The organism is Paenibacillus jilunlii, assembly GCF_900102965.1.
GTDB classification, from domain to species: Bacteria; Bacillota; Bacilli; order Paenibacillales; family Paenibacillaceae; genus Paenibacillus_AQ; species Paenibacillus_AQ jilunlii.
Genome location: NZ_FNGM01000010.1, coordinates 104,196 through 119,070, shown reverse-complemented (window position 1 = coordinate 119,070; position 14,875 = coordinate 104,196). Strand labels below are relative to the sequence as shown.

Genomic DNA, 14,875 nt, shown 5'->3' with positions numbered 1-14,875 from the left:
AGTCTTATGCACCCGATTGGCCTGCAACTTGAAGAGAATACTTCCAATAACCCGGCTAAGCCCGTTCTTCAATCTCAAAGCCGCTGCTGCTGTTGCAGAGACATTGCTTGAAGCCGGTCTGGATCACTCCCTGCTCCTTGCTTCCTCTTAATATGTAGCTTTCACCGCATTGTTTGCAGATGATCCGAACTTTTACACGCAAAAAAAGACACCTCGCTCCTCTCTGGAATTCCTTGCATACGGAACTATCCGATAAGATTAAGTGTGTCCACCTCTACTATAGGTTAATCTCTTCTTCACGCTTCAGGAACCGGAATGGGGAACGGCTGTTGGCACGGGCCACCTTGCCCATCCCGCCATACCATAATACAGCCATCAGAGGCACGATGAACCAAATCCAGGTATTGGTCATCGTACTAAGGACGAAATCATAGATTCCATGCCACAGCCAAGGCAGCAGCAGGGATATGAATAGAATCCCTCTTGTCCGGACTCCGCCCGAGAACTTCGCCCTGCCCATATGATACCCCATAATGACGCCAAACATAGCATGCCCCGATACCGGAAGCAGCGCGCGCATGAACATGGAGCCGATTGAAGCGTGGCTGTACCAGGCATACATTATATTTTCTATTGTTGCAAAGCCTAGCGAAATCGCTACAGCATATAGTATTCCATCATATGGCTCGTCAAACTCGGTATGATTGTAGATCATATGGTACAGCACAAACCACTTCAAGCATTCTTCCACGCCGGACGAGATGAGGAACGAGTCTACATAAGGTCCGCCGTCCAGCCCAAGCACAAGCCCTCTTTGAATAATCATAATGGGAAACACAATCAGAAGTCCCAGCAGAAACACCTTCAGAACCATATGAAGCGGCTCCTGATCATACTTGTCCTTTAGATAGAAAAAAGTCAGCAGGGCAAGTCCCGGTGCCACTGCTGACGAAATGACCGATAACAAAAGCACCGATTCCCCTCCCCGCGTTTTATCAATCTAACGTTACTGCTGGCGTTTGAAATGAGTGCAGATCAGTTCTATCGCATTCTCCGGCATAACCGTCTTGCCATACTCACCCAGCATAGCCTCAGTTACCGGCGATGAATCGCCAAACTCGGATAGTACACCGACAAGTCCTGATAATGTGGCTTCCTCAAATTCCTTCGGATCAAAGTAGAGATACCATATATCATTATAAGAATACAGTTTTCCTTGAGAAGTAATATTGTTGATGAGCACATGGGCCGCTTCAACCAAAGCCTCAAAATCACGGAATGCATATACAATGGAGTCGCTTTGTTCCAGAGTAACTTCCATTTCGTAAATTTCTTCGGGCAATTCTTCTTCACCGGACGCACCGTACTGATGGTGATCATATTTTCCCCTAGTCACTATAACGACCATGCCTTGCGCGGGCAATGCGAACACTTCCACGGCAAGCGGACCTGTAGCGTCGAAACCAAGTTCACTGTACGCCTGATCCATCATTTCCGTAAACAAGTCATGCACCTTGGGAACTTCCTGCCACATATCTTCCTTCTGGATGCCCCGCTCGCTCAGGTCGTCAAAAGTGAGGAAAATCCGTATCTTATCTTGACTTAATCGCTCTATTCTCATGACAGGATCCTCCTTTTGCAAGCTCATTTATTATAATGTATGATGAGTCCCGAGTAATGAGCCAAAAATAGTTACTATGTATGTATGTTATCATTTTGCAACGGCAAATGCACGTAAATAAAAAATTATTTCTCTCCCCCATCCGAAAGCGGTTTGCCAAAAAAAAGAATCATTTTGACGACACTTGATCCCCAAAATGATTCTGCTGCAGCTTACCTGCGTTACAAGCCCGGTACCGCGGTATGTGAATCCTTGAGAATTTGCTCGACTTCATGCTTCACATCAGGGTTGCTGCGGATAAAATCCTTCAGCATTTTAAGATTGGTTTCCCTGTATTGGGAGTTGGATTCCCCCTTATGTTCGGCGCTGCTGTGGGAACTGTGTGCACTGCTATCATGATTGCTGCTGGAAGCCGTGCTTCCGAAGCTGGTCATGGCCATGTCCATAATTTTATCCTTCGCTTTTTCTCCGGCGCCGCGCATTGAACCGTTCTGCTGAAGCAGACCGGACATCAGGGATCCCCGTTTTTTGGACATCATCGTACTGACGGCTGCACCCAGCACAACACCGCATAAAAATGACGAAGTATTCATATCTCTAACCTCCTTGTATGGTAAAATCATGTTTAGTGTTCGCGGAAAGATTGCGGCTCATACAGCCTAACAACAAGAAAGCGAGATGAAAAAAGTGGGTAAAACAACATCAATGCTGCTGCTGGCCGCTCTTTTGCTCTCAGCCTGCAGCAATGGCGGCAACAGCGGGAATACAGCGGCGGAAGCTACAGTGCAGCCCACAGCAGCTGCCACGCAAGCAGCACCAGAGCCATCAGCCAAGGCCAGCGCAAGCCCGGAAGCAAGCTCAGCGCCTGAGGCTGAACCATCGGCCGCACCGGTCACAGCAGGCGCAGCCTCAAGCACAGCAACGCAGCCGGCGGGAGACAAAGGCGCAGCCTCAAGCACAGCAACGCAGCCGGCGGGAGACAAAGGCGCAGTGTCCGGTGAGCAGCCAGCTGGCGGAGCCCCTGCCGCAGAAGTTCCCCTGCTTTATCACATGAACAAAAATTATGACATCGTGCCCAATGAGGAAGGCACAAACAAAAAGGTCGTCCTGCTCACCTTCGATGATGGTCCAAAGGAAGCGGATATGATCAATTCTCTGATCGATACACTCGATAAGCATCATGCCAAGGCAATTTTCTTCGTTAACGGCTACCGGGTGAAGGAACACCCTGAGCTGCTGAAGCTCATCAAAGACCGCGGCGGCATTATCGGCAATCACAGCTGGGATCATATCGTACTGAAGGACAAGCCATACGCTGAAGTGAAGAAGCAGATTGAGGATGTGCAGAAAATTGTCAAGGAAGTCACCGGTGAAGCCCCTCACTTCTTCCGTCCGCCGCATGGGGCAGGAGGGGATATTGGCAAGAAGATTGCTGCGGAGAACGGCCTGCTGTATATGACCTGGTCCGTCGGCTCTCTGGACTGGGAAATGAAGGAGAAGGACAGCAACAAAACAGCGAAGCTGATCACCAACGTCACAGATCAGCTGCATTCCGGCAGCAACATCCTGATGCATGAGCTTCCGTGGACCGTAGAAGCGCTGGATACGCTGCTGACCACTCTCGAAGGCAAGGGTTACAGCTTTGCCGATCCCCGAAGCATCGAACTCAAAATGCGCTAAGCTGCAGCAGTACTTGCTGCTGCCAACGGCTGGGAGTGCATTACAAGTGCAATGAACAAAACGGCTGCGCTATCCTTCACTGGACAGCGCAGCCGTTTCTGATTTTAGTCTAGCGTTACCTGGAGAACGACTCCCATGAATCCTACGGCGACTTCAGGTGGAAAAAGAGTACCTCTTTAGGCCCTCAGTCGCCCACTTTTGATCAAATCAAAGGTACTTTTACCTCTCATTTCACTCAGTCGCCCACTTCTGATCAAATCAAAGGTACTTTTACCTCTCATTTCACTCAGTCGCTCACTTCTGATCAAATCAAAGGTACTTTTACCTCTCCTTTCACTCATTCGCTCACTTTTGATCAAATCAAAGGTACTTTTACCTCTCCTTTCACTCATTCACTCACTTCAGGCCAAATCAAAGGTACTTATACCTCTCATTTCACCCAGTCGCCCACTTTTGATCAAATCAAGGGTACTCGCTAATTGTCCTATTCCCCCTTATTTCAGGCTGAAACGAACGATTTAGCGGATTCCGGGTCTGAACCGGACGGCAGAGGTAATGGCGGTTATGAATGCCTGCTGCTTCTCATCAAACCTCATTTGGCATTTTCCCTCATACCGTTTTCCAGCCTCCTGGCATCGGTATGCAGATTCTAATCACGCTGCACTCCGCAGCGGAGCGTCAGAACATGCATTTCTGCGCGGCTCCCCCAGCGCAGCGGAAGATGAGCGGTGCCGAAGCCGCGGCTGATCAGCATTCTGGCTTTCGTTCCGGAGCCGTCGTTTCTCGGAATAATATAGTGGCCGGCGTTATAGTGGCGGTAGAAGGGATCTACATGCCTATGGCCGACAAAAGGCAGCACCACCTGGCCTCCATGGGTGTGGCCGGCAAGTACAAGGTCAGCCGGGACTTCAGTCTGCTGGGACAGCCAGAGCGGATCGTGAACAAGAATGATCCGGCAGAGCGCGGCCTCTGCACTGGACAACGGCGGAAGCGGCCTATATGCTCTCTTGCCGCCCGTGCGCGGAAAATCCACCCCGGTAAGCAGCAGCCTGCCCCCATTTTTTTGTATCATAATGCTCTCATCCTGCAGCAGCTTTACTCCACAACCCCGTATGATATTGTCCACAAGCGTTATATTCGCCCGGTAATCATGATTCCCGTGTACCGCATAGGCCGGCGCGAGTGATGCAGCCAGTGTCATATTATCGTACAGGCGATTCATGGAGGCGCCTTTTTCCGTCAGGTCTCCTCCAAGGAAGACTGCATCTATATTCCCTTTCATCGGGCTCAGCAGCTTAACTGGAAGGCGGCGCCGGTGAATGTCTGAAATAAAAAGGATGCGGAACCCGTCAAATTCCTTGGGGAGAGCCTCAAGAAGTATTTCCTCGGCAATAATCTGGTTTCTAAAGGCTGCCGCCAGCATTAGAGATCCAAATAATACCAGAAGAAGCGCACAGATTCCCGCAATACCCAACAGCCAGACGGTTACCATAAGGTGTTCAGGTCCGGCGCCCCATTGAGCCCCCACCATAACAGAAAGCCGAGCAACAGCATAAAAATAATTATTAATGAATTAATGAACATTTTGCTGAAACGCAGCCGTTCAGAGGGGTAGCTTTCGGTCCGGGAAGGTGTGGTCGTTTCTCCGTCCACAGGCCTTTCGTCCCGTTGGGCCGCTTTCCTGGACGGCGCTGTGGAATAGCGGCTTTTTCGCGACAGAGTACCTGTTCCCGCTGGAGGCGCTTCAGTGGCTGTTAGGGATGCTGATGGCACCCGTGACCGATTTTTTCTTTTGGCTGCAGAAGGTTGTTCAGCTTTATTCGGTTTCTTGCGGGACTTCACCCGGCTGAGTTCTTCGCTCATGACGCCCTCCGGTAACGGATCACAAGACCCGAGAACACATCAATAATAAAATGGCACAGAATCGGCGCCCAAAGCGTTCCTGAATGAATATAAATGTAACCCAGGCCGTAGCTGCTGAGGAACACCCACCCCGTTGGTATCCAGTGGCGCAGATAGCGGACATGGATCACGGCAAATAATATACTGGTCCAATAAGGTCCAAACGTATGTTGAATGGCTCCGCGGAACAACAGTTCCTCGCAAACGGACACAATGGCAGCAATGACAAGAATATGCCATAATGGCCTTTTGCCGAATAACAGCTGGTTAATCCCTCCATCATCCATGCTGTCTTCGGGAACAATATGTGTCAGCAGAAAATCCACAACCAGCATAATTGCAGCGAGCCCAAGGGCCCAAAACACAAAATGTGCGTTGTCCGGAAAATTTAATATGTGAATGGGATTTCTTTTCTGCAATAATATCCATATCAAGCCGATAAATAAAGTAAGACCCTGCGTTATATACAGATTAAGTAAAAGGAGCTTATCAGTTAACTGCCCGGGATCAGCTTTTTTGATCTTGATATCGCCAAATTTGAATTTTTTCATCGTAACCTGCCTGTTCTATATTGTTTTTACATAAGATAATTTCCCTAGACGAAGGAGCATTAATTATGAACAGCCGTACCTCCCGCACTCAAATGTTATACACACTAGGTTTTCTGTTTTTTCTGATATCCGCATTCGCCGCTTTTTTTACGGGAGTGAAGGTCGGGGCAGACAAGACAGAGGCTAAATACGCACACCTCGATAATAAGGAAGCTGTTGAGGAATTCTCCGGCTCCTATCAGCAGCAGGATCTTGTTACCTTCTATCATAACGTATTTTTGCCCTACCGGGAATTCAAGCGCAATTGGAACGATGAGCTGGACAACCTGGCCCGCAGCACAGATGCGCGCGAGAACGCCGCAGCGTTGAAGAATCTCAGCATTCTGGCAGACAAGCAGTATGACAAAGTGACACAGGATTCCATCTTTACAAGCTCGCCTCTGCTTTATGAATCCCAGTTGAATATCCTGAAGAGTCTGACCTTGTTCTCCCAGGCCTCCAGCAAGGTAACTGCAGGCGCATCAGGGGCTGAGACGGCAAAAGTACTGAAAAACGACAATTTCACAGCCAACGCGGTCAAATTCGGCCTGCTGGCGCAGAAAAATTTCTATGACTCCATGCTTAAATGGGGGGCCAAGAACAGCAGCAAAATCCCTGCGGAAGCCGGAGAGCTGAAGACCCTCTCTTTCGTGCAATGGAAAAAGATGCCCCTGCTGCTCAAAAACGCGTCCATCGCCGACATTATGCTGAACCGCACAATCTATGCAGGATATGATCCGCAGGATATCACTGCCAAAATTGACGATATGATCTATTCCGGCACAGCCAGCTCGCTGAAACTTAAGGATGTTCAATCCTCCATTGCCCTTCTAATCTCCACGGGAGCGGTACAGGAACAGGATTTCATGAAGTGGCGGGAACAATATTATGGCAAAGAAACGATGCCTCAGCTTCCGTTTTTTTATGAGTAGCTATTCATGCCGTAAGTATCGGACACTATTATTACAAGTTAGAACCAGCTATTGCATCATAACGAAAAATGAGAGCCACTTCAAGACAGCGGCTCTGCAATAAGCCTATTGACACATCTGGCACCCTCATGTTACATTATGAAAAAATTAATCAAGCAAAACCGATGATGGAACAAAGATTCTGCAAGTCTTCAGAGAGCCGGTGGTTGGTGCAAACCGGTGGCAGACAGAACTCTTTAGCGCTCCTGAGATATTGTGTCGAACCTTATAGTAGGCACAATCGGATCATCTCCGTTACCAGTGTGGCCTTTGCAGGCCAATGAGGCTGCTTCTTCAACAGTTGCAGTGAATTAGGGTGGTACCACGACAACTCTCGTCCCTTACTACGGCAGTAGTATGGGGTTGAGAGTTTTTTTGTGATCCAAATTCCGGCGAACGGCCATAAGGCCCATATTCACGGGTTTGCCGGTCTGCTGCATCCCTTTTCTTTTACGCGACAGCGCGTTGCCCTGTTATTCCGGCATATTTCTCATGTTTTTTTACTGCTTCTGGTACTGTGGACTGCCTATTCAGGGCATCCTTGGGCATATATAGCTTTCCAAATTTAAGGAGGTCAAGAAACCATGTTTAAAGTATTAGTATCGGATCCGATCAGCGATTTGGGCATTCAGCAATTAATGGACGCAAGCGATGTGACTGTAGACAAAAAAACCGGACTCAGTGAAGATGAGCTTATCGCTATCATCGGGGAATATGACGGCTTGCTCGTACGCAGCCAGACAACGGTCACGGAGAAGATTATTGCAGCGGGTACTAACCTCAAGGTGATTGGCCGCGCCGGTGTAGGCGTCGACAATATTAAACTGGAAGCAGCCACACAGCACGGCGTTGTTGTCATCAATGCTCCTGACGGAAATACAATCACGACCTGTGAGCACGCTTTTGCCATGATGATGGCATTGGCCCGCCATATTCCGCAGGCTTATGCCAAAACAATCTCCGGTGTCTGGGACAGAAAAACCTTCCTGGGCGTAGAGCTTCGCGGCAAAACGCTGGGCGTACTCGGTATGGGCCGGATCGGCAGCGAGGTGGCCAAACGGGCCAAGGCCTTCGGCATGAACATTCTTGCCTATGACCCGTTCCTGACCGCTGACCGTGCGGAGAAACTTGAGGTGAAGCTGGCTTCGGTGGACGATATTGTCCGCGGCGCGGATTTCATCACTGTGCATACCCCGCTCACCCCGGAAACCCGCCATATGATCTCCCGTCCGCAATTTGAAGTCATGAAAAAAGGCATGCGCATCGTCAACTGTGCCCGCGGCGGCGTAATCGACGAAATGGCGCTGGTTGAAGCCATCGACAGCGGCATCGTTGCCGGAGCTGCGTTTGACGTATTTGAAAAAGAGCCGCCTCAAGCGGATCACCCGTTCCTCTCCCATCCAAAAATTATCGTGACTCCGCATCTGGGTGCTTCAACCGTAGAAGCCCAGGAGAATGTAGCGATCGATGTATCGGAGCAGGTGCTGCATATTCTGCGCAACGAGCCGTTCATCAATGCTGTAAACATTCCTCCGGTGGCGCCAAGCGTTATGAACAAGCTTCAGCCTTACTTCACGCTTGGTGAGAAGCTTGGCAGCTTTGCATCACAGCTGACCGGCGGTGCTATCCGTGAAATTCATGTTGAATATGCCGGGGACCTCTCGGATGTGGATACACAGCCGCTAACCCGCTATATCGTGAAAGGCGTGTTCACCCGCCACTTCGGCAGCGATGTCAACATCGTCAACTCCATGCATCTGGCCAAAACGCGCGATGTCAATGTTGTCGTGACCAAAGCTTCCAAGACCAAAGGCTTCACCAACCTTATCACGGTTACACTTAAAACCGAACCGGATGAAGAGCGCCTGGTTGCCGGAACATTGCTCCAGGGTTACGGGGAACGCATTGTTCAGGTCAATAAATTCCCGGTCGATATCGCTCCGGAAGGCCATCAGATTGTGATCTCCCACAACGACAAGCCGGGGATTATCGGTCTCGTCGGCACCTTGCTGGGACAGAACGATGTCAACATCGCTTCGATGCAGGTGGGACGCAAAATTGTCGGCGGTGCAGCCATCATGCTTCTGACCGTGGATAAAGCGGTGCCGCAGCAGGTGCTGGTGAAGCTCGCCGGCCTTCCGGAAATCAATACTGCCGAAGAGATTGTTCTGCTGTAGAAGCCGTTCCGCTTCATCTATAATTCTGGTGTATTAGCAAAAAATCGCTCTTTCGAAAATGGAGGCCTGCTGCAGCCATTTCAGAAGAGCGATTTTTTATATATAATTTATATGCTTCACGCAATAAATGTTCCTTATATTTCTCGCTGAAACGGTACCGTCCTGTAAAAGGACGGCGAAGCCGTTTCCACTTGTTTATTCCTGTACTTTAAATACAGGTACAAGCCGACCGTCTACATCAGTGAAACCGTACTTTACCGCAAGACTGCCTACCTGCTGCGGGATTCCCGTCATGGACATTACCCCGGGGTCAGCAGCCAGCTGAACCACGGCCCTCCCGATATAGGCTGTGGACTCACTGGCCTGCAGCTCCGCCACCTCCTGCCAATGCTCTTCATCCGTGTTCAGGCTCTCCAGAACCAGTTCGGTGCGCATCCATCCAGGGGAAAGCGGGATCACGGCTATTCTGTCTGCCGCAAGCTCTACAGACAAACCAAAAGCCATGCGAACCAGCGCATTTTTAGCCAAGTCATAATAAAAGTTGTCAATGTATTTGTAGTGGTCCCAATACGTTGTATGAATAATGATCCCGCCGTCTTCCCGGGTGCTTCGCATCAGCGGAATGGCGTAATAATTAGTCATGAGCTGCGCTCTGACTCCCGCATCGAACATCTGGCTCCAATGCTCTGGAGGCAGCTCCCAGAAGGGCTTACTCTCGATGGGCCGCTCGTTGCCGCCCCATACATTGTTGACCAGGATATCCAGCCTGCCCTGCTCTGACGATATCCGCCGGATGGCTGCTTCTGTCTCATTATCCCGGGTATGGTCGCAGCAGATCGCTTCCCCGTCTCCTCCAGCGGCTCTCATCTCGTCTAATACACTGTCAATGGTTCCTTTACGCCGGTCCTCTTGCGAAAGCCCCCTGCTCCTGCCTGTGATATACACATACGCCCCCGCTTTTGCCAGTTCTAAAGCGATTCCCCGGCCGGCTCCCCGGCTTCCTCCGGTAACCAGTGCCACTTTCCCTTGCAGACTAGTCATCCTTGCCGCTCCTCTCATCATTCCTGATTTTAGTTTCAGTGTTCTTTTGCTTGCTATAGTCATCATAAACTCTATATATGACACCAATTGACATATATATATGATAAACTATAAAAAGATTGAAATTAGGGAGTACCCCTGTGAGGAGGACGTTATGAGAGCCGACCGTTTACTATCCATCCTGCTTTTGCTGCAGAACCGCGGCAAAGTCACTTCACGCGAGCTGGCCAGCACCCTGGAGGTGTCCGAACGAACGATATTCCGCGACATGGAGGCGCTGAGCGCCTCCGGAATCCCCGTATTGGCTGAAAGAGGCCGGGAAGGAGGCTGGATGCTCACAGAAGGCTACAGGACCTCGCTTACCGGAATGAAGCCCAAAGAAATAGGCGCACTCCTGCTCTCAGCCGATCCGGCCATTTTACAGGATCTCGGTATTCATGAGGATTACACGCTTGCCGCACGCAAGCTGGAGGCTGCTGCCCCTGCGCATATACTCCCTTCCGCCAACTATTTTAACCAGCGTATTCATATTGACAGTGAAGGATGGGTTCCCTCCAATGAGAGTTTCCCCTTTCTCTCCATTTTACAGGCGGCTCTGTGGGAAAACCGGAAGGTAAATATCTCCTATCTCCGCAACGGGGAAGTAAAGAACAGAAAGATTGGACTGCTGGGTTTGGTGGCCAAACAAGGGGTCTGGTATGTGATCGGGGAGCATGAAGCGCAATTCAGAACCTACCGGGTCTCAAGAATTGTTGCCGCTCAAATGATCGATGAAATCTATATCCGGCCTGACGATTTTGAACTTACAAGCTACTGGGAGTCATCCAAAACATCCTTCAAATCAGCCCTCCCCAGCTATCAGGCCAAATTTTCATTAAAATCTTATTCTCTACAAGCATTAAGGCAGGAACGTTATGTTACAGTGCTGTCCATAGAGGATTCCCCGGGTTCTGAGTGGCTAAAGGCTGAAGCAGAGTTTAATACCATAGAAGCCGCTTGCCGGGTGATGTTGTCCCTGGGTCCAAATGTGATTGTTGAAGAACCGGAGGAATTGCGTGTCAGAGTCTATAAGGCTGCCTTAAAAATAGTCCTGTTGGGCCGCAGCATAAGACGTTCTCTTCCGGGAAATCCCCCTCCGCAGCAAGAATAGACGCTTGGGCTGCCCGGCAAAAAATAGCCGTTTTCCCGTTTTAATTTATGTCAATTCTTACAATAGACCCAACGTCCTAAAATCGCCTATAATATTACAATACTCAACATATTTATTAGGGGGAATAGTTATTATGGACTGGATGAACAAGCTTCCGCTAAAACAGAGAATTGTTGCCGGATGTTATCTGATCGCCGCATTATTTGCAGTTCCTGTACTGATCACTTTATTGATCTTGGGCAAGATTGTTATAGGAATTATACTGGTAGCGGTATTGGCAGCTCTTACCTTCCCTCTTTCACGCTTCATCGAGAGAACGCTTACATCTTCATTTGACGACATTTCTAATGTCACACACACCATTGCAAAAGGCGACTTTACCAACCGGGCCGACGAGAGCGGCTCCATGGGGGACATCAGCCGTTCCTTCAATACCATGATCGATAAGCTGAAAAAGATCCTTACCGATGCCTCCCAGATTACCCGCCAGGTTATGGATGCCAGCCGGGGGATTGAAGACAAAAACCAGAATCTGAAGATCGTAATGGCCCAGGTCGCCTCTTCGTCCAATGAACTGGCGCTTGGCGCAAATGAAATCTCTGTGGACATTGCCGACATGACCGAATCCATCAAAGACATAGAGACCAAGGTCTCCAACTATACAAGCTCGACCAAGGAAATGAACAAACGGTCTATACATACATTGGAACTGGTTGAAAAAGGACGGCAATCGGTGGATACACAGGCCGAAGGCATGCGCAAGAATATACAAGCCACCCAGAAGGTGGCCGACACGATTGAAGCACTCTCCCAAAATGCCCGGGGGATTACGATGATCACCAAAACGATCACAGAAATCGCCGAGCAGACCAACCTCCTGTCGCTTAACGCCTCTATTGAAGCAGCCCGGGCTGGGGAACATGGCCGTGGTTTTGCAGTCGTGGCCCAGGAGGTACGCAAGCTGGCCGAGGAATCTACCGCCTCCACCAAAGAGGTGTTCAGTCTGGTCCGCAGCATAGAGAACGACATCAAGCAAGCGATCGAGAATATCGCCATTAACGAGGAAGTCGTTCAGGTACAGAATGAGATGATCATCGAAACAGCGAATATTTTCGCACAGATTGTGCATAGCGTTCAATACATAACCGAGCAAATTGCTTCTTTCTCTGCCGAAAGCGACCTCATGCTGGAGAGCGCACTCAAAATTTCCGGCGCCATCGAAAATATTTCTGCGATTACCGAAGAAACGGCGGCGGGAACAGAAGAGGTCTCCGCAGCGATGAACGAGCAAATTCATGCCTTGCAATCCGTTGCCGAGGAGACGGAGAAAATGACCCAAGCTGTATTTCAGCTGCAAAAAACGATTCATATTTTCAAATTTTAAAAGTTACCGGGAGACTGCCGTATCCTTCCTGCGGCAGTTTTTTTGTTCACAGAATTTTCGCTGTTATATTCATTGGTTACAGTTTTTTTGCATTAAAAGAGCTCCTCCATTCTTTTGCACTTCTCTCCCTTAGTCAGCCTCCGTTTTTGGATTGCAGAAATTCGCAGATGAACTGCTCTTTGTTCAATGGTCCTTTTTACATAGTGAATTTTACATTGCATTCCATTATTGTGGCTGAACAACCCTTCTACAAGGGAGATTATAGTTCAAAATACTTAATTTTGATGATTTCAATATTTCTTCACAGTTTGCATTTTTGGACTTTTTTTTATTAGCTCTTTTTTCTCATTCATTCTTATATATATACAAAATTATACTGTTTTTTACATGGATGCCGGCAGGCAGGATTCGCCAAAATCCGAGGTTATCAGCACAAATATATTGACAAAAGCAGAGTTAGAAATATATTGTAAAATAAAAAAAGGTATTATTTTCTTTAACACATATTGGCAAAATTCACCGAAAGGGAATGACGCAAAGCCATGGATCTACAGTCTCATTTTTATGGGACCATGACTGCCAGGTTGCTGAACAGCCGAACGTCCGGGTTTTCCTGCGTTCTCTATGGTTATTTCCGCAGCCAACCTGTGCTCTCCTGAGTACAGGTTTTCTATTTTTGCTGAAATAAATAAAAAAACTTTGGGTGGGGTGGATTTCCTTTGAAAACAGTTTCAGATTATATGGCTGAGGCACTACGAAATCTTGGTGTAACACATGCTTTTGGCATAATCGGCAAGTCTATTTGTCCCGTAGTCCTGAAAATGGTTGATTACGGCATTGAATTTATTCCGGGGAGACACGAATCCAGTTCCGGGTTCGAAGCCTCAGGCTATGCTCTCAAAACAGGCAGACTCGGAGTAGCTTTTGGGACTTCCGGGCCGGGGGGTACCAATCTTCTCACCGCCGCCGCACATGCCAAAGCGAACAATCTTCCCGTACTTTTTATAACAGGGCATCAATCCATCAAGGAACTGGGGATTCCCCAATGCCAGGATTCTTCGGCTTATCTTGCCGATCTGGCGGACATGTTCAGACCCGCAACCCTTTACAGCAAGCTGGTGGAACGCGGCGATCATTTTGGCACTATTTTCAGTCACGCCATCTCCATTGCCTTGAGCGGACAACGGGGTCCGGTTCATCTCTGTATCCCGTTTGATGTGCAGACCGAGATGCTGGAAGAATGCCGGATTGTCCTTCCTGAACGCGAACATCTGGTCAGTGCCGGTAATTTGGAACGTGTACTTTCAGCAATTAATGAATCAAGCCATCCTCTGATCATTGCGGGCAAAGGTGTCAATCGTTCCGGCGCGCATGAGGAGCTTATCCAACTGGCTGAAACTTTCAATATTCCGGTGGTCACGTCTCCCGGCGGCAAGGGTGCCATCGCCTGGGATCACCCGCTGTATCACGGCCCTATTGGTGTCGGCGGCTGCAGCCACGGCGAGGACTTGTTAAACCGCAGTGATGTGTTCATCGTGCTTGGCTCGCGCCTAAGCGACATGACCATCTGCAATCTCAAGGCAGAGAATCATCCCAAGACATTGATCCAATTTGACGTCGATCCAACCTTCGTAGGAAAAATATTGACCTCTGAAACAATCGCTGTAAGCGGGGACTTACGCGACAATCTTGCATTTTTTCTTCAGAAAGTAGATCCGTCTGTTATAAAAAAACACGAAGCAGAAACCGATGTTCATTATGCGGAAGAGTTGCCGGTTCTGTCCAAGCTTTCGCTTGCTTCGGTCATGTCCACATTGAGCGACCTGATCCCTTACAACAACACCATTTTTGTAGATGATGGAAGCCATGGCTTCAATGCCGCAAAATGGTACAAAGTCAAAAAGCCCGGCAGCGTTGTTTTTGATGCTTACTTTGCCTGCATGGGCAATTCTATCGGCATGGCTATCGGAGCTAAGGTGGCTTCACCGGAAGAAACGATTTTCTGCATTACCGGTGACGGCTGCTTCATGATGCTTGGCACAGAGATCAATACGGCCGTGTGCAAGGACATCCCGGTGATCTTTATCGTAGTGAACAACATGCAGCTGGATATGGCGTTAAAGGGCATGGAAAAAACAACAGGCAGAATCGATGGCACCATCTTCGAAGTTCCTATGGATGCCGTGAAATTTGCTGAATCCCTGGGAGCCACAGGCTACAGATGCGAGACCCAGGAACAATTCACATCTGCTATCCATGCTGCAGTGGCCTCTAACCGCGTGGCTGTAATTGAACTGCTGACCGACCGTGCTGAAGTGCCTCCGACGGCCCATCGAACCTTGAATCTCAACTAAGAATC

At 49.0% G+C, this 14,875-nt stretch carries 14 protein-coding genes, 1 riboswitch and 1 other annotated feature; of the genes, 6 read left to right on the top strand and 8 right to left on the bottom strand.

Going from position 1 to position 14,875, the window contains the following annotated elements; translation table 11 throughout:
• Positions 1 to 55: 55 nt before the first annotated feature.
• The 4 genes from BLQ82_RS32055 to BLQ82_RS17720 form a co-directional block, all read right to left on the bottom strand.
• On the bottom strand, positions 56 to 202 hold the full coding sequence (locus BLQ82_RS32055; RefSeq protein WP_020427717.1) for a hypothetical protein: 147 nt from the start codon (positions 200 to 202) through the stop codon (positions 56 to 58).
• Positions 203 to 277: 75 nt separating this feature from the next.
• The gene (gene prsW, locus BLQ82_RS17730; protein WP_062519044.1) at positions 278 to 973 is read right to left on the bottom strand and encodes a glutamic-type intramembrane protease PrsW; all 696 of its coding nucleotides are present in this window, start codon (positions 971 to 973) and stop codon (positions 278 to 280) included.
• A 33-nt stretch (positions 974 to 1,006) separates the two neighbouring features.
• A complete protein-coding gene (locus BLQ82_RS17725) occupies positions 1,007 to 1,621 on the bottom strand; it encodes a genetic competence negative regulator (RefSeq protein WP_062519042.1) in 615 nt (204 codons plus the stop codon).
• Positions 1,622 to 1,842: 221 nt separating this feature from the next.
• Complete coding sequence (locus BLQ82_RS17720; protein ID WP_062519040.1) at positions 1,843 to 2,214, bottom strand: hypothetical protein; 372 nt, start codon at positions 2,212 to 2,214, stop codon at positions 1,843 to 1,845.
• Positions 2,215 to 2,299: 85 nt separating this feature from the next.
• Here BLQ82_RS17720 and BLQ82_RS17715 point away from each other — a divergent pair, with 85 nt between their 5' ends.
• The gene (locus BLQ82_RS17715; protein ID WP_143013483.1) at positions 2,300 to 3,301 is read left to right on the top strand and encodes a polysaccharide deacetylase family protein; all 1,002 of its coding nucleotides are present in this window, start codon (positions 2,300 to 2,302) and stop codon (positions 3,299 to 3,301) included.
• 649 nt (positions 3,302 to 3,950) lie between these two features.
• Here the strand turns inward: BLQ82_RS17715 and BLQ82_RS17710 are convergent.
• Genes BLQ82_RS17710 through BLQ82_RS17700 form a run of 3 tightly spaced genes read right to left on the bottom strand, consistent with a single transcriptional unit; the run spans position 3,951 to position 5,754 of the window.
• Positions 3,951 to 4,793 (bottom strand): metallophosphoesterase, encoded by an 843-nt coding sequence (locus BLQ82_RS17710; protein ID WP_062519038.1) that lies wholly within the window; start codon positions 4,791 to 4,793, stop codon positions 3,951 to 3,953.
• The gene (locus tag BLQ82_RS17705; protein ID WP_062519036.1) at positions 4,787 to 5,164 is read right to left on the bottom strand and encodes a hypothetical protein; all 378 of its coding nucleotides are present in this window, start codon (positions 5,162 to 5,164) and stop codon (positions 4,787 to 4,789) included. Before BLQ82_RS17705 ends, BLQ82_RS17710 begins: the two co-directional genes overlap by 7 nt.
• Positions 5,161 to 5,754 (bottom strand): CPBP family intramembrane glutamic endopeptidase, encoded by a 594-nt coding sequence (locus BLQ82_RS17700; protein WP_062519034.1) that lies wholly within the window; start codon positions 5,752 to 5,754, stop codon positions 5,161 to 5,163. Before BLQ82_RS17700 ends, BLQ82_RS17705 begins: the two co-directional genes overlap by 4 nt.
• A gap of 65 nt (positions 5,755 to 5,819) precedes the next feature.
• Between BLQ82_RS17700 and BLQ82_RS17695 the strand changes: the two genes are divergently transcribed.
• Both BLQ82_RS17695 and serA read left to right on the top strand, forming a co-directional pair.
• Positions 5,820 to 6,725 (top strand): hypothetical protein, encoded by a 906-nt coding sequence (locus BLQ82_RS17695; protein WP_062519032.1) that lies wholly within the window; start codon positions 5,820 to 5,822, stop codon positions 6,723 to 6,725.
• Positions 6,726 to 6,880: 155 nt separating this feature from the next.
• Positions 6,881 to 7,109: a binding site (T-box leader), on the top strand.
• A 239-nt stretch (positions 7,110 to 7,348) separates the two neighbouring features.
• Entirely contained in the window at positions 7,349 to 8,941 is a 1,593-nt protein-coding gene (serA, locus tag BLQ82_RS17685; RefSeq protein WP_062519028.1) for a phosphoglycerate dehydrogenase, read from the top strand.
• Between the two features lie 195 nt (positions 8,942 to 9,136).
• On the opposite strand, the gene BLQ82_RS17680 is transcribed toward serA, so the two are convergent.
• Positions 9,137 to 9,982, bottom strand: a complete 846-nt coding sequence (locus BLQ82_RS17680; protein WP_062519027.1) for an SDR family NAD(P)-dependent oxidoreductase — start codon at positions 9,980 to 9,982, stop codon at positions 9,137 to 9,139.
• 154 nt (positions 9,983 to 10,136) lie between these two features.
• On the opposite strand from BLQ82_RS17680, the gene BLQ82_RS17675 reads away from it, so the two are divergent.
• The 3 genes from BLQ82_RS17675 (at position 10,137) to BLQ82_RS17665 (ending at position 14,870) form a co-directional block, all read left to right on the top strand.
• The gene (locus BLQ82_RS17675) at positions 10,137 to 11,132 is read left to right on the top strand and encodes a helix-turn-helix transcriptional regulator (protein WP_062519025.1); all 996 of its coding nucleotides are present in this window, start codon (positions 10,137 to 10,139) and stop codon (positions 11,130 to 11,132) included.
• A 133-nt stretch (positions 11,133 to 11,265) separates the two neighbouring features.
• Positions 11,266 to 12,516, top strand: a complete 1,251-nt coding sequence (locus BLQ82_RS17670) for a methyl-accepting chemotaxis protein (protein WP_062519024.1) — start codon at positions 11,266 to 11,268, stop codon at positions 12,514 to 12,516.
• Positions 12,517 to 13,014: 498 nt separating this feature from the next.
• A riboswitch (cyclic di-GMP riboswitch) is annotated at positions 13,015 to 13,108 on the top strand.
• A 127-nt stretch (positions 13,109 to 13,235) separates the two neighbouring features.
• A complete protein-coding gene (locus BLQ82_RS17665) occupies positions 13,236 to 14,870 on the top strand; it encodes a thiamine pyrophosphate-binding protein (protein ID WP_074648346.1) in 1,635 nt (544 codons plus the stop codon).
• Positions 14,871 to 14,875: the final 5 nt, after the last annotated feature.